We start from the raw sequence: 13382 nt of genomic DNA, 5'->3' as shown, positions 1-13382 counted from the left end.
GCGGAAACAAGGAGACAAAATGATCAATAACAGTATCAAAACTGACGACAACCACAGACTGTCGATCATTATCACATTGCTGATACTACTGACATCACTTATCGCCCCTTTTGCGTGGGCGGATTCCTGCACATTTGCACCAGGGGCCGTTAATTTACCTGACAGCTCTTCTGTTGCCGCCAATACCACAGTAGTCAATGCTCAGGGTAATACCGCCATGGCCTGTGCGGGTCTTGGGGTCAGCTTATTATCCTCTTACTCACTATCAGCCAAAATAGCCAGTACCAGCAATAACTTAAATCTTAAAAATGCCGCCGGAGATCTTATCCCCTACTCTATTTATCGCACCGGATCTTTTAGCCCAGCACTGGGTATCAATGGCGTGCTGGATTATAGCAGTGCAAATCTTCTGGTCGTTGGTCTGACAGGTATTACGGCCAATCTACCCATCTATATTCGTACCGGAATCAATGGCGCAATCAACGTTAATATCAGTGCCGGTACCTATACCGATGTGATCAATTTGGCCTGGAGTTACAATATCTGTAAGGTCGCCGCACTGGGGGCTTGTATTGGTGGTTATTGGACCGGCACCGGAACCGGGCCGGATATATCATCAATCACGGTAACATTGGTGGTCAGCAAAAATTGCGCCATTAACATTGCTAATGATGTTAATTTCAGCAGCTTCGCCTTAGTGGGCCAATTCAACCCCATCAGCCAAACAATTACCCTCACTTGCACCAAAGGATCAACTTTTAATACCTATGTCATCCCCGGTAATACCACAGAAAATAACTGGCAACGGATGAAACAGGTGACGGCGTCAAGCACACCTGATTATTTACAATATCAGCTTTATCAGGGTGTTTCTGGCACCACACTGTGGAATGCTAGCTCAATGCAGACGGGGTCCGGCACCGGCACTCAGCAGCAAGTGCCATTTCGTGCCGTGATTAATCCGAATCAAAAACAACGCACACCCGGTGACTATCAAGATGACGTTAGCCTGGTACTCATGTATTGATTTGATCACTCGACAGAATTATCAATAGGTAGCGTTGAATCCAACTATTTTTTCCTATTTTTATGGGTGAAGATAACTGAAAAAATAATTTGTAGATAAGAATATTCCGATTGAGCTGTACTAAATCTGTCCCTGTTATACAATCTGCGGGCTTAAATAGTAGCCGACAGATCTCTACCTAAGGAAAGCCGCGATTAAACAGGAGTGGGCATCATGACTGATTACGATAATCGGGAAAATTCAGCTGATATTAGCCTGTTAAGCGAAATGAACAGCTTACGGGATATCATCGAAAATAACTCAGACTGGATCTGGGAAGTTGATGCTGCCGGCCGTTATACGTTTTCATCAGCAAAATCCATTGAGCTTCTTGGCCGCCTCCCCCATGAAGTCATCGGCAAAACCCCATTCGATTTTATGCCAAAAGAGGAGGCGATTCGGGTAGGTAAAATATTTGCTGAAATTGCGGCGGCTCGCATCCCTTTTGCCGGTTTACAAAACCGCAATATTCGCGCCGATGGCAGCGAAGTTCTGGTGGAAACCAGTGGTGTCCCACTCTTTGACGACAATGGCGAATTCAAAGGTTACCGGGGTATTGATCGTGACCTGAGCAATTTGCCTTATGACGCCGGTAAACGGTTATTTGAGCTGGAATCTATCTATTCCAATGCCCCTGCCGGCCTCTGTTTTATCGATACCACACTGCGCTACCTGACGGTGAATGACTATCTTGCTGAATTATTAGGTAAAAATACGATAGAGGTGAATGGTCGCAAAGTCGCCGATTTCCTGCCCAGTATTGTTCCTATCCTGCAAAGTGCCCTGTTAAAAGCCTATTGCAACGACACGATCCCCGATGCTGAATTTCAGATGCTGGATAAAAAACGGGTATTTTTCATGCGGATCAATGCCGCCCGCTACCCCAGTGGTCAGGTGAGTGGTCTTTCCGTCGCCATGATCGATATTTCGCCATTGAAAGAGATGGAAGAAAAACTGCGCAGCAGCAAGCAACATTATCGCAACATGGTAGAACTGAACCCGCAGATCCCCTGGACCGCATCCCCTGACGGTATGATTACCGATGTCAGCTCGCGCTTTGAAAAGATAACCGGCTTGACCCGCGATGAAGCGCTGGCCGATAAATGGCTGCGAACCATTCATACGGATGACCGTCACCCTACATTGATAAGCTGGGAGCACTCCCTGCAAACACAAGAGCCACTGGACGTTGAGATCCGCTTTTGTCATGTGGAGAAAGGCTGGAACTGGATGCGTATCCGCGCAGTGCCTAGTGTTGATGATAACGGCAAGGTGCAGTGTTGGTACGGCACAGCAGAAGATATCCATGAGCGGAAATTGCTGGAATTGAAGCTGATTAAGGCCAATCGCCGCCTGGAAATTCAAGCCAGAACAGATTCGCTGACCAAATTGCCTAATCGCCGGGAGTTCAAAAAAGTGCTGGCCCATGAGTTTATGCGGGCCAGGCGTTCCGACTCCCCATTGGCAGTTTTAATGATTGATATCGATTACTTTAAAAACTTCAATGATTACTATGGCCATATCTCCGGTGATGCTTGCCTGCGACTGGTGGCCAGAGCATTACGTAAGTCATTGAAACGCAATACCGATATCGTCGCTCGCTACGGCGGAGAAGAGTTTGCGGCGATCCTACCTGACACAGATCAGGAGGGGGCCAGTCTGGTTGCCGAGCATATTTTACAATCCATCCGCGCGATGGGCATTAAGCACAGTGACAGCAAATTCAGGAAAGTGACCATTAGCCTCGGGGTTACCGTCTATCAAGCCCACCAACATACGGGGATTACCGATCAGGCTGACTTGATGCTGACCGCCGATCAAGCGCTCTACTACTCCAAAAAGAATGGCCGTAATCAATTTAATCTGGCCGAACTCCCTTGTTAATGAAATGCTACATTTTTTAACCATGCCTTCTGGCGCTTTTTTTTTAGCTCAGCTATTCTCATTAGGGTGACCAATCTGGTCATACCTCATACCACTGAACTGGAAAGGAGTCTTTATGGTAAAAACTGTGGTGAAAATCAGAGATTTCGAAGTGGATGACGCAGTGTTATCTACACCACTGGAGAAGGGTGAACATACCCTCAGTATCCCCTGTAAATCGGATCCTGACTTATGTATGCAGCTTGATGGGTGGGATGAGCATACCAGTATTCCTGCAACGCTAGATGGTAAAGACCGACTGCTATACAAAAAACATTATGACCAGAACCAGGATGCCTGGGTAATGAAGGTAACTTGATTATTGCAACAAGAAGAACCGTCAACCCATAGTTAAAACATATGAGTGGCGGTATCTTCTCTGGTGATTCGATGGTGCTGACAGATCAATGAATAATCAGTAAAATCAGCTATCAGAACTTTTCTAGTACTTTGAACTGCATACAAATCAGCATCATATCCGGGGAAAACATCTCGTACTCCTCAAAAAAACGCTGTTGTGTCTTACGCCAATAAGTCAGCGTGCGATCGCCCTCACCTTCAGCCAAAGCATGAGCTTCATCAACCTGATCAAAGGTTTTCAATTCAACCTCGGTCAGCTCTACCGCACATACAGGTTCATTGCGACCATTAACAACCACAAATAGATCGCCCGCCTGCGGGACACCATCTTCATCTAATGCCGCGCAGGTCGCTGTTTTAGTGCCGTTTAGTACCAACGCCAATAACTCATCTGCGACTTGCTCAGTATCACCAAAAGCCCAGCGCTCGGCATCTTCATATTTTTGTGGGATTATAGTCATAGCTTAATTATTCCTATTCGTAATATTATTGATATAACGCATATTACACTTTATCGGCATAAACTAACGCTCGCGTCAGCATAATTTTTCGCTACTATAACTAAGTTGCGGCAGACAAATAGATCCCGCAGCGCCTTGCCAAACAATAATAGTGAAACCAGATAAGGACTCTATGGTGACCAAACGCTTGCAGACAAAACATTGGAAAATGTTTGTGGTATTACTGTGTATCTGCGGTGCACTCATGCTGCTGCGGTGGGCATCGATGATCTTTGGCTGATTTCATCGCCATTAGTGTTTATCTTTAGGTAAAAATAAGCAGCCACACTTCGGGCAGACCAGCGCCGTATTTTTCTGTACTTTTTCTGAGCTCTGCTCGGAAGTTGCGTCGCAATCTGGGCACTTAATTTTGACTTTAGCACTGCTCACCAGCTTTTTAACGCTATCAAAAAATGACATATGATCGCCTCTCTGTTGTACAACCTCGTTAGATTACGTTAACCAACGGCAATAAACCGTGGGGTGGTCAGCGTTTACTTAGATTACCTGTACCGGACCTGCTTTTGATGACTGGAGGTCGCCGGTTTTACGCAATACAACGGAAAGAGACAAGCGGGAAATGGAAAGGCACGGGGAGAACACATTCACCACGCAGCATGGCGGGCATGCTTGACGTAGTGAAGTGGTAGGCAGGTTATTGGAAACCGTTGGGCTGAGATCAGTGATTCCATAATTCTTGGATCAACCCTCTGACCCGAACCTTGGAAGCACCAGCAACCAGGCTGATAATACGGTTAGCACTCAAAGTAGAAACGTCAGTATTCCATTCATCAAAAGAGTGATCTGCGTAACTATCGTTGAAAACCTTTTTTATCGAGGATTCAGCTTCGGACATCTCACTGAAACTCTTAGCGTTTATTAAGCACTGAGCAATGATTGAGACTTTTTTCATGTTTTATCCTTGATTATCGGTCGCATAGTGTAGCACAATTACTCCCTCTCTGCTCATATGCTGCTTAAATTGTTCTCATTTGAAGCTAACAGTTTGATAAAACAGCAGATTCAATAGAATTCACTCTTTATTATCTCTATCACTGCTGCACTCTTTCATGGCCCACAGCCACAATTCGGCTTGATGTCATATAAGCCGTGGCATCAAAGCCGATACTGTTCTATTTCTGCGACAATGCTTGCCACTGCTGCACTGATGGCCGCCGCCACTGGTAACTCGCATACTGACGAAGATATTCTGGTAACGGATCACCATTCAGGACCAGACGATTCAGCATCAATGCCAGGTCGGTATCGGCAATACACCACTCATTGAATAGATATTTTCGCCCATCCGACAATAAAGGCTCCAACCCTGAAATAAGTTTATTCACTGCTTGTTAACTGCTCTCAGATAAAGGTGGCAACCTTAAACCGCCAAAAACGACCTCTGTTGAGCGCTCAGTTCGGATTGGCATAAAATCACTCCGTAACCATGCTTGTATTTCACGTGATCGAGCACGTTCTTGCCTATCTTGCGGATAAACTCGCGCATAATCTGGCGAGGGAAAACGCTCCTCCAAATATTCTGATATTGCCGAAGATTCAGATAACTGAAAATCATCAATAACCAGCGTCGGCACCCGGCGTGTTGTAGAGAGCCGGGTATAGGCTTCCTGTAAATTCTCCCCACTGGACAGGTCAATCGTGCTTAATGTAAAAGGGAGCGCTTTTTCTGTCAGTGACACAAATACTGACATCACATAAGGGCTGAAAAAATTGGCATCGGTGTACAGGGTAATAGTTTGCTGATTCATTGAGACTCCGGCGGGTTATCACTAAGAAGATTTACATTAATCAGTTTTATGCTGACTGAATAGCACCTTCCGTAAAAAATCATCATCAGGAATAGCGCGATATTTTTCGTTGGAAAGCTACGTAGTATTCTTGTATTGCAACTTTCCACGACCGAAAACCAATAAATAGCGAAGATTAATCCTCAGGTTGCTGATCATCTAAAATCGTTAACAGGATATCAGCATCTGGTGTTGTTATATGCTTCCCTTCAAGAAAACCAGCGAGTTTTGCCGCTGCATTATGTTCATACACTTCATAACCATCAATTCGGTAGCCCGGTACGCCATCCAGACCACGAATATACTCATCACCATCGATATAGAACTCAATGACGCCGTTGGCATCTTCAATCTCATAACGTTTATCAAAAGGAAACTGTTTCATTGTTTATCCTAAAAACCTAATCCATACCTACATAATGCCAATTTATCACTATTTTAGGAAGCAACTGCCGTAGCTACAATCAAGCTTGATTGATATTTAACCAAATAATAAAGTGCCTATTTCTTCAATACAAAACGAGAAGACAATCTCTGCGATAAACACGCTATACTCATATAAATCCTATAAATAAGGAGAATATATGCTCATAGGATTTGTTTTACTGGTTAGTACCTGCGGGATGGATGCTTGCGAGGCTCTGCCTGTGACTGATGATATCTACACAACGCGCCACGAATGTATGGCTGTCGCTCTGCGCCTCCATGAAAGAAGGCCAGATGTCGTATTGATCTGTGGTGAAGTATACCGCCATCCTGGCAATGATGAATCTCATTGATGCATGACAGATTGCCACAGTCGTTTCATTCGGCGAACAGCCAGATTCGCCAGTCGGCTGAAAATTCGTTATTATCCGCTCCCACTCTCCATCCGGGCAGCCTGATGTCTACGATTATTGATACCTTTATTGCCCCGCCGTGCCATGACAAGATAGAGACTCTCTATCAGGACGATCACCTGGTGCTTATCAATAAACCCGCCGGGCTGCTCAGCCTCTCGGGGAAAAATCCGCAAAATATCGATTCGGTGCATCATCGGCTGGTACAGATATTCCCCGGCTGCACCCTGGTCCACCGCCTTGATTTCGGTACTTCCGGGCTGATGGTGATTGCTCGCAATAAGGCTATCAATGCCGCCCTCTGCCAACAGTTCAGTCAGCGCACAGTGACCAAAGTATACAGCGCACTGCTTTGCGGACATCTGGATGACAACGAAGGGGTGATAGACGCTGCGATTGCCAAAGACCCGGCGCTGTTCCCGCTGATGTCGATTAGCTCAATCCACGGCAAGCCCGCTCGTTCCCGCTATCAGGTCGTTGAGCGCTTTTATCGCGAGTTGCAAGACAGGACGTTACTGCCGTTGACGCGAGTAGAGCTAACCCCGGAGACCGGGCGCACCCATCAACTACGCATCCACTGCCAGCAGTTGGGCCACCCTATTTGGGGCTGCGACCTGTATGGCGGTCGCCTGCTGCCAGGCACCGAACGGACGCCGCGGCTGATGCTGCACGCCAGTGAGTTGCATTTTGTTCATCCCATCAGCGAAGAATGGATCAAAGCCCGTAATGCCTGCCCGTTCTGAAAAGGTTAATTACCACATCAAATCATCGGGTACTTTAAAATCGGCATACGGATCTTCCCCATCTTGCTCTTCCTGACTAAGCGCACTATTTAATACAATACTGTTCGCATCTCGCTGCGCAATTTTATCGGCTACACTCGCGGGGATAATAGCGTATTGACTCTCGCCACTGTTATCAACAACCAAACGAGCAATGGCGAGACGACCACTAATCAACTGAGCTTGGGTAAGCTTATCCACAACTATTTTTTTAATTAAATTATTATCTGTGAAGTTAAAACCAATATCGCCTTTTGAAATGCCGATTCTATTCATTTCAATTAACTGCTTCACCTGAGCTTTATATTCTTTAGATAAAGCAGCTTGTTTTTGTTGTTCGCTTAGCTGTTTATCACGCTCAAGTTGAGCTTTTTTATTTTCTTCCACAGTCTCTCTTGCCTCACGAGCTTGAACTCGTGATTTTTTAGCCGTTCTTTGGACTTTGGCCATTTTTTTGCTGGTCACTAATCCAGCTTTTAGCATCTGCTCTTGTAAGGTAAGTTTTGTCATCTTCGTTTCTAACCCAGTTGAAAAATTTGTGGGATTATACCTGTAATTTTTAAGACTATACCAGATTGCAGGACCTGATCACTGTGTGGCCTGAGTTTGGAGGCGTCTATCAGCGGCACTCCAGCGAGAAAGGAACAGATTTTGTTTTGATGAGAGTCCGCCAACCTTCCATAAAATCAGAAGTCTGCTCGGGCGGCTGTATGAAGCAGAATACGGTAAGGAGTTTGCACAGAAATTGCTTGGACACAAATCGATGAAAATGACGAATGTATACCTGGATTCACGTAAAAATGAGTGGGTTGAGATTTAGGCCGAGTATAGGATTTCGGGGAAATTTCGTTTATTTTCGTTTGTTATGAAATAAACCGTTTAAAATCAATAAATTAAAAAAAGACCGAATACGATTCCTATATTCGGTCTAGGGAAATGGCTCTTGGGAGAGAGCCGTGCGCTAAAAGTTGGCATTAACGTAGGCTTATTCAGCCGTACTACTTAAGCGTAGTCGAGTACATGTATTTAGCCAACTTGACAGCAGGAGTGATTAATTGCGATTGTAAATTAATTTTGGTGATAAAAGCTCAACCTCAAGGCAACAAAAGTAATCGTTTGTTAATTATAGATTAATACTTGTAAGCACCAAAAGTGCCAAGCTTACTTTTGACATAATGTCATGGCGCGCTGCTGGAAGGGGTCTAAACTCATTTTGTGCCCCGGATTTGCCTTGTCATCCAGTAGCAAAACATCTAGCGGTTTTGCTAATACGTGCCCAGACTTCATCTGTTCGGTCGCAATATTGTTTAGGGGGTATTGCGCTAAGGTGCTCGGATTAATCACAAACAAGGCATTACCTGTACGGCATTCCAACATCACTTCTTCCCGGGTAAATGCCCACTGCTTGCCAAATTCAAACTTACTGACAGTGATGATCTTCCCGGCAGCCATAGCATTAACTGATAGCATCAGTAACGATAACGTCAGCACAAAACCCTTCATCTTAATTATCCTCAATTAATTCATTGTGTTGATTTTCTCGCATACCGAGGCGTTGATGCAAGCTTAGTGACAATATCTGTTGCTTATCATCTCACGCTATACCGGGGCCATGGTCGCAAAAACACTGACCAATAGTAGCACCGCCGCACCCAGCAGAATTTCAGCACAACTATTGACCACCAGCCAATAGTTGGCTTTAGTAGGGAGTTGCCTGAGCATAGGCACAATCCGATAGCGGTTAATCAGCGCGATGACCATCATCAGCACCACCAAGACCACTTTACTCAGCAATAGCAACTGATAACTTGATGTCAGAGCCAGTGTCGTATCACGCAGCATAATCAAGCTGTTAATGACACCGGTCACCAATACCAATGCAACTGATAAATGGCCCCAGCTGGAGAATCGAATCAATGTAGTGATGGCTTCACGCTTAACATTACTATTACGAGTATATGCAAGGCAGATCACTAAAGGCGGTAGGCAACCGAACCAATAACCCGCGCTGAGCAGATGTATGATTTGATTAGTTTGGTGGATCCATCCCAGCGCACCATCGTGCATAGCAGCATGCCCGGTGAAAGCCAAACTTGCCAGTAATAGTGTTGAGCAAACCACCATCAGTCGGTAGCTGTTACGGGGGGAATCCAGCAAGATTATCCACAGGCTCAAGATAGAGAGGCCAAGGTGCCATTGCCATACCTGACCGAAACGCGTGCCAAAAACGGCCCACCAGACGGTCAGCCGATAGGTATCAGCCCAGCCATCCCCCATCATGCCAGCTTGAATCGCTAACAACCCAACAGCAGAGATAAATGCAAGAGTGGTGCTGAAGATAAGTAGAGGTAACAGGCGTTTTTTGAGTGTCGCTGAGAATGAGTCTGGCGCTAATGTAGCGGTGAATATACTGATGCCAAACATCAGCATCACCGCTAGAAAATGCAGGAAGCGACATAGAATAAGTAAGGCCGCTAAAGACATACTATTTCACAGTGAAGCTGTATGTGCCTTTGGTTTTATGACCATCAACAGACACCACATGCCACGAAACATTATATTTACCTGCAGTTAAAGCATGATCAATCGGCAAAATCAATTGTGTGTTATTGACCGGGTCCAATTTTAACTCACCCGTTTTTACCACATTGTTATCTGGACCCGTCACCTTCACGCCACTGAAATTCAATTCAATGCCTTCAGAGAAGCCCAATGTCAGTGCTTCTGGCGCTGAACCTATAGTGGTATCGGCTGCCGGGGATTCAATTTTCAGATGTGCGTGAGCGAGGGCTTGCTGACTGGATAGCCCAACAAATAACACGATAAGCGCCGATAACATGCGGCAAGAAGAACGTACTTTTCGAATAAACATAGTATCCCTTTATCGATGGGGAGAAGAATCAGTCTACTACCAACAATATCCTATATTGGCAGCGCGAACCCCTATCACATCCAGTCAATTGCCCTACCTGTGAGGTAGGGCACAAAATAAAACGCCAGTTTCTGAGTGGTGATTGAAATATCACCAATGATTGAACGATAGCTCAACTCACTCTCTTATCGTTAATGCAAATGATAACGATTTAGTTATGGCAAGTCGAGAAACCAAAGGTAAACAATATGTAATTAGCACAAAAACAATAAGATAAAGGGGGTATCGATAAGCACTGCCAGGGGCGACGACGAACCGCAGTTTCTGGTTACCTTTGGGGTAGCAGAAACTGCGGTGAATATTCCATCAGGAGATATCAGGCTAAAAATTAAGCTTGAGTATGGCTTTGAGCAGCCATGGTTTTCAGATCTTTATCAACAAAGAATAGTGAATTACCGCTATTACCCACCAGTGCCAATTTATCCAGGATGGATTTGAACAGTTTTTCTTCTTCATGCTGTTCAGCAACATACCATTGCAGGAAATTGAATGTGGAGTAGTCGTGGGTGGTCATTGCAACATGGGCAAGCTCATTAATTTGAGTGGTAATCAGTTGCTCATGCTCATAAGTCAGTTTGAATACATCGGCCAATGATGCAAAATCGATTGGTGGCGCACCGATCGTGCCCAAAACTGGCATCGAACCTGTTCCGCTGAGGTATTCAAATAAGCGCTGCATGTGCTGCATCTCTTCTAGAGAATGCTCTTTTAAAAATGCGGCTGCACCTTCAAAACCTTTATCGCTGCACCAGGCACTCATTTGTAGATATAGGTTTGCAGAGTAAAATTCCAGATTCAGCTGCTCATTGAGCTTTTGTGCCATTTCTGTTTTCAACATAGTAATTCCCTTATTTTTATAATGCAGGTAAGCAACGATTAACTTTTTGTATTATGCCAAGATAAAAACAAAATAAGAACACCCTATTCACATTAATATTAGTGAAAAACAGTAAATAATTTAATTTATTGTTTTAAAAAGGTAATTTTAAGAAGGAAATCATAAGTGAATTATTATAAGAATCATTAACATTATCACGGAAACAGTAAAAAGAATGATTCTTATTTAAGTACACGAGCAATAAATAATAAATGACTTATCTGAGAAATAATATTATTGCCTCGCGAAGCACTTTAAACATCCATCATTTTGAGACATTAGCTGCTTGCCAATATCTGCCGCCTGCATTACCTTTTGCGCCATAGTCGCCACGAGCAAAAAGGAGAAGACAATGGGATATAATCTGACCGAGCTTTCTGACGAAGAAACAGCCAAAATGAATGTGGATTTGGCGGCATCAGGTGTGACATTTAAAGAGCGCTACAACATGCCCGTCATTCCTGAAATGGTCGCACGAGAGCAGCCCGAGGAGCTACGTGAATACTTTTCGCAACGGCTCGCTTATTACCGAATCGAGTCGAATAAATTCTCGCGTTTGCCGTATGAACCTAAGATGAAATAATCCGTAAGATACTCCCGCAGAGCTGAATCGGCGGGAGTGCGTCGAGCAGATAATTAGAGTTTGCGGGCAAATTTGTCTGTTGCAAGGATCAACTGATGCAAGATCCCCGGCTCATCGAAGGAGTGCCCGGCACCTTCAACAATATGCAGTTCAGCTTCTGGCCAGGCTTGCGCTAAGTCCCACGCATTCTGTGGCTGGCAAGCCATATCATATCGGCCATGAATAATAACAGCAGGAATATGGCGAATACGCGTCACGTTATCCAGCAGTTGATTATCATCGTCTAAAAAACCTAAGTGGGTAAAATAGTGATTTTCAATGCGGGCAAAGGCCAAAGCAAAATCATCTTCACCGAAGGAGGCAGAACTTTTGGTCGGCAATAATGTGACCGTTTCACCCTCCCATAGGCTCCAGATTTTTGCCGCCTCCAACTGCACCGCCTTATCAGGGGATGTCAGCCGTTTGCGGTAAGCCGCAGTCACATCGCCCTGCTCTTCAGGCGATAGAATTGACAATATGCGTTGCCATTTATCAGGGAAGAAGCGCGAAGCCCCCTCCTGATAGTACCAATGCAACTCTTTTTTCCGCAGTGTGAAAATCCCACGTAAAACCATCTCACTGACTCGATCAGGATGCGTTTCTCCATAGGCTAGCGCGAGTGTTGAGCCCCACGAACCGCCAAATAGCAGCCATTTATCCACACCAGCCATTTTACGTAGCCGTTCGATATCTTCGACCAAGTGCCAGGTCGTGTTGTTCTCCAGACTGGCATGGGGCTTTGAGCGCCCACATCCACGCTGATCAAACAGCAGGACTTTATATTTCGTCGGATTAAAAAGTTGCCGATGGTAAGGGGCAATTCCCCCACCTGGACCGCCATGGATAAATACCGCCGGTTTGCCATCGGGGTTACCACAGAGTTCCCAGTAAATCTGATGCCCATCGCCGGTGTCTAATAAACCACTGTCGTAGGGTTCATACGCTGGATAAAGCCCACGTAATTGTTCCATTATTTTTCCATGTTTGTTATTAGACATTAAAGTTATCAAAGCCTATACAGCACGCATGGTCAACGATAAAACATCACATTTACGCCAATCAGCCCATTAATTCTATCAACTGGCGATAATTACGCCATATCTCAGTAAATTATGCGGTGTTAGATCACAATGGGGCGCGTATTAAGCAGTAACGAGAGAGATTAATATTTAATAATGTTCTTGTTAAACAATGTATTAATCTCGGTGATGGTTTATCCTCTTGCAACTGGTCCCCATAAGGTGGTTAATAGGTGGGCGTACCAACCTAACCGAAGGTAAAGAGAGGCAAGCCATGAGTAAGGGAATGGACAGCAAAAAGAACGCGAAGAAAAAGCCACTAAAAACGCCAGCTGAGAAAAAAGCTGACAAACGCGCTAAGAAGTCATCTTCTTCCAGCGCAGAATAACGGACTTTTCGTCTCGTTAGTCAACCCGCCCCGAAAGGCGGGTTTTTTGTTGCTAATCATCATGGATAAGCATGGGAGGGCAAGCATGTATTTTCGTGTGATCGATACTGAAACTTGCGGCTTAGAAGGCGGTATTGCCGAGGTCGCCTCTATTGATTTGGTTGATGATAGCCCGACAAGATCCCGACTATCTGCGCTGGATGTTAGCCTCAATCACTGATCTTACGCCAGATATGCGCCATACCCTGACGCATTACCTGACGTAA

The 13382-nt window shown here is 45.0% G+C and carries 18 protein-coding genes and 3 pseudogenes; 10 read left to right on the top strand and 11 right to left on the bottom strand.

Translation table 11 applies throughout. The features are described from left to right. Positions 1–19: 19 nt before the first annotated feature. From AACW11_RS04070 to AACW11_RS04060, 3 genes are all read left to right on the top strand, one after another. Positions 20–1027 (top strand): Csu type fimbrial protein, encoded by a 1008-nt coding sequence (locus AACW11_RS04070; RefSeq protein ID WP_212586064.1) that lies wholly within the window; start codon positions 20–22, stop codon positions 1025–1027. A gap of 213 nt (positions 1028–1240) precedes the next feature. Further along, positions 1241–2950: a diguanylate cyclase gene (locus tag AACW11_RS04065; RefSeq protein WP_212586063.1), complete on the top strand. Its 1710-nt coding sequence runs from the start codon at positions 1241–1243 to the stop codon at positions 2948–2950. A 115-nt stretch (positions 2951–3065) separates the two neighbouring features. Continuing rightward, positions 3066–3308 carry a DUF1480 family protein gene (locus tag AACW11_RS04060; RefSeq protein ID WP_212586062.1) on the top strand — a complete coding sequence of 81 codons (243 nt, stop codon included), beginning with the start codon at positions 3066–3068 and terminating at the stop codon, positions 3306–3308. A 112-nt stretch (positions 3309–3420) separates the two neighbouring features. Here the strand turns inward: AACW11_RS04060 and AACW11_RS04055 are convergent, their stop codons facing one another. After that, positions 3421–3810 (bottom strand): ASCH domain-containing protein, encoded by a 390-nt coding sequence (locus AACW11_RS04055; protein ID WP_212586061.1) that lies wholly within the window; start codon positions 3808–3810, stop codon positions 3421–3423. 172 nt (positions 3811–3982) lie between these two features. Here AACW11_RS04055 and yniD point away from each other — a divergent pair, with 172 nt between their 5' ends. Further along, positions 3983–4090 carry a small membrane protein YniD gene (yniD, locus tag AACW11_RS04050; RefSeq protein WP_086018772.1) on the top strand — a complete coding sequence of 36 codons (108 nt, stop codon included), beginning with the start codon at positions 3983–3985 and terminating at the stop codon, positions 4088–4090. Between the two features lie 11 nt (positions 4091–4101). Here yniD and AACW11_RS04045 read toward each other — a convergent pair whose 3' ends face one another. From AACW11_RS04045 to AACW11_RS04030, 4 genes and pseudogenes are all read right to left on the bottom strand, one after another. Continuing rightward, complete coding sequence (locus AACW11_RS04045; RefSeq protein ID WP_005272439.1) at positions 4102–4269, bottom strand: YnfU family zinc-binding protein; 168 nt, start codon at positions 4267–4269, stop codon at positions 4102–4104. A 259-nt stretch (positions 4270–4528) separates the two neighbouring features. After that, positions 4529–4762: a hypothetical protein gene (locus AACW11_RS04040; RefSeq protein WP_005272441.1), complete on the bottom strand. Its 234-nt coding sequence runs from the start codon at positions 4760–4762 to the stop codon at positions 4529–4531. Positions 4763–4982: 220 nt separating this feature from the next. Further along, positions 4983–5618 (bottom strand): annotated as a pseudogene (gene yfcF, locus AACW11_RS04035) (glutathione transferase). A gap of 175 nt (positions 5619–5793) precedes the next feature. Then, positions 5794–6042 (bottom strand): hypothetical protein, encoded by a 249-nt coding sequence (locus AACW11_RS04030; protein ID WP_005272443.1) that lies wholly within the window; start codon positions 6040–6042, stop codon positions 5794–5796. Positions 6043–6241: 199 nt separating this feature from the next. Between AACW11_RS04030 and AACW11_RS04025 the strand changes: the two genes are divergently transcribed. Both AACW11_RS04025 and AACW11_RS04020 read left to right on the top strand, forming a co-directional pair. After that, positions 6242–6436, top strand: coding sequence for a hypothetical protein (locus AACW11_RS04025; protein ID WP_212586060.1), 195 nt, complete (start codon positions 6242–6244; stop codon positions 6434–6436). A 104-nt stretch (positions 6437–6540) separates the two neighbouring features. After that, a complete protein-coding gene (locus AACW11_RS04020) occupies positions 6541–7239 on the top strand; it encodes an RluA family pseudouridine synthase (protein ID WP_212586059.1) in 699 nt (232 codons plus the stop codon). A 9-nt stretch (positions 7240–7248) separates the two neighbouring features. Here AACW11_RS04020 and AACW11_RS04015 read toward each other — a convergent pair whose 3' ends face one another. After that, positions 7249–7788, bottom strand: coding sequence for a DUF2058 domain-containing protein (locus AACW11_RS04015; RefSeq protein ID WP_212586058.1), 540 nt, complete (start codon positions 7786–7788; stop codon positions 7249–7251). A 175-nt stretch (positions 7789–7963) separates the two neighbouring features. Here AACW11_RS04015 and AACW11_RS04010 point away from each other — a divergent pair, with 175 nt between their 5' ends. Continuing rightward, the gene (locus AACW11_RS04010; RefSeq protein WP_445285800.1) at positions 7964–8098 is read left to right on the top strand and encodes a tyrosine-type recombinase/integrase; all 135 of its coding nucleotides are present in this window, start codon (positions 7964–7966) and stop codon (positions 8096–8098) included. 341 nt (positions 8099–8439) lie between these two features. Here AACW11_RS04010 and AACW11_RS04005 read toward each other — a convergent pair whose 3' ends face one another. From AACW11_RS04005 to ftnA, 4 genes are all read right to left on the bottom strand, one after another. Then, complete coding sequence (locus tag AACW11_RS04005; protein WP_212586057.1) at positions 8440–8781, bottom strand: YebY family protein; 342 nt, start codon at positions 8779–8781, stop codon at positions 8440–8442. A 96-nt stretch (positions 8782–8877) separates the two neighbouring features. After that, positions 8878–9762, bottom strand: coding sequence for a copper homeostasis membrane protein CopD (gene copD / locus AACW11_RS04000; protein WP_212586056.1), 885 nt, complete (start codon positions 9760–9762; stop codon positions 8878–8880). 1 nt (position 9763) lies between these two features. Continuing rightward, positions 9764–10150, bottom strand: coding sequence for a CopC domain-containing protein YobA (gene yobA / locus AACW11_RS03995; protein ID WP_212586055.1), 387 nt, complete (start codon positions 10148–10150; stop codon positions 9764–9766). A 388-nt stretch (positions 10151–10538) separates the two neighbouring features. Continuing rightward, positions 10539–11048: a non-heme ferritin gene (ftnA, locus tag AACW11_RS03990; RefSeq protein WP_212586054.1), complete on the bottom strand. Its 510-nt coding sequence runs from the start codon at positions 11046–11048 to the stop codon at positions 10539–10541. 391 nt (positions 11049–11439) lie between these two features. On the opposite strand from ftnA, the gene AACW11_RS03985 reads away from it, so the two are divergent. Beyond that, entirely contained in the window at positions 11440–11670 is a 231-nt protein-coding gene (locus AACW11_RS03985; protein WP_212586053.1) for a DNA polymerase III subunit theta, read from the top strand. A gap of 53 nt (positions 11671–11723) precedes the next feature. On the opposite strand, the gene pip is transcribed toward AACW11_RS03985, so the two are convergent. Beyond that, positions 11724–12680: a prolyl aminopeptidase gene (gene pip / locus AACW11_RS03980; protein ID WP_057647661.1), complete on the bottom strand. Its 957-nt coding sequence runs from the start codon at positions 12678–12680 to the stop codon at positions 11724–11726. 521 nt (positions 12681–13201) lie between these two features. Between pip and AACW11_RS03975 the strand changes: the two are divergent. Beyond that, positions 13202–13282 (top strand): annotated as a pseudogene (locus AACW11_RS03975) (exodeoxyribonuclease X); the annotation flags it as partial. Position 13283: 1 nt separating this feature from the next. Further along, positions 13284–13382, top strand: a pseudogene (locus tag AACW11_RS03970) (exodeoxyribonuclease X); the annotation flags it as partial.

This window comes from Yersinia sp. Marseille-Q3913 (assembly GCF_963892745.1).
Taxonomy (GTDB): Bacteria; Pseudomonadota; Gammaproteobacteria; order Enterobacterales; family Enterobacteriaceae; genus Yersinia; species Yersinia bercovieri.
This window is presented reverse-complemented; position numbering and strand designations above follow the sequence as displayed.

Coding starts and splice junctions, on each gene's coding strand:
- ftnA (WP_212586054.1), bottom strand. CDS start 11,048: ATGTTGAAAACAGAAATGGCACAAAAGCTCAATGAGCAGCTGAATCTG.
- yobA (WP_212586055.1), bottom strand. CDS start 10,150: ATGTTTATTCGAAAAGTACGTTCTTCTTGCCGCATGTTATCGGCGCTT.
- AACW11_RS03985 (WP_212586053.1), top strand. CDS start 11,440: ATGGGATATAATCTGACCGAGCTTTCTGACGAAGAAACAGCCAAAATG.
- pip (WP_057647661.1), bottom strand. CDS start 12,680: ATGGAACAATTACGTGGGCTTTATCCAGCGTATGAACCCTACGACAGT.
- AACW11_RS04015 (WP_212586058.1), bottom strand. CDS start 7,788: ATGACAAAACTTACCTTACAAGAGCAGATGCTAAAAGCTGGATTAGTG.
- AACW11_RS04070 (WP_212586064.1), top strand. CDS start 20: ATGATCAATAACAGTATCAAAACTGACGACAACCACAGACTGTCGATC.
- AACW11_RS04020 (WP_212586059.1), top strand. CDS start 6,541: ATGTCTACGATTATTGATACCTTTATTGCCCCGCCGTGCCATGACAAG.
- AACW11_RS04005 (WP_212586057.1), bottom strand. CDS start 8,781: ATGAAGGGTTTTGTGCTGACGTTATCGTTACTGATGCTATCAGTTAAT.
- AACW11_RS04025 (WP_212586060.1), top strand. CDS start 6,242: ATGCTCATAGGATTTGTTTTACTGGTTAGTACCTGCGGGATGGATGCT.
- AACW11_RS04065 (WP_212586063.1), top strand. CDS start 1,241: ATGACTGATTACGATAATCGGGAAAATTCAGCTGATATTAGCCTGTTA.
- AACW11_RS04055 (WP_212586061.1), bottom strand. CDS start 3,810: ATGACTATAATCCCACAAAAATATGAAGATGCCGAGCGCTGGGCTTTT.
- AACW11_RS04040 (WP_005272441.1), bottom strand. CDS start 4,762: ATGAAAAAAGTCTCAATCATTGCTCAGTGCTTAATAAACGCTAAGAGT.
- yniD (WP_086018772.1), top strand. CDS start 3,983: ATGGTGACCAAACGCTTGCAGACAAAACATTGGAAAATGTTTGTGGTA.
- AACW11_RS04060 (WP_212586062.1), top strand. CDS start 3,066: ATGGTAAAAACTGTGGTGAAAATCAGAGATTTCGAAGTGGATGACGCA.
- copD (WP_212586056.1), bottom strand. CDS start 9,762: ATGTCTTTAGCGGCCTTACTTATTCTATGTCGCTTCCTGCATTTTCTA.
- AACW11_RS04030 (WP_005272443.1), bottom strand. CDS start 6,042: ATGAAACAGTTTCCTTTTGATAAACGTTATGAGATTGAAGATGCCAAC.
- AACW11_RS04045 (WP_005272439.1), bottom strand. CDS start 4,269: ATGTCATTTTTTGATAGCGTTAAAAAGCTGGTGAGCAGTGCTAAAGTC.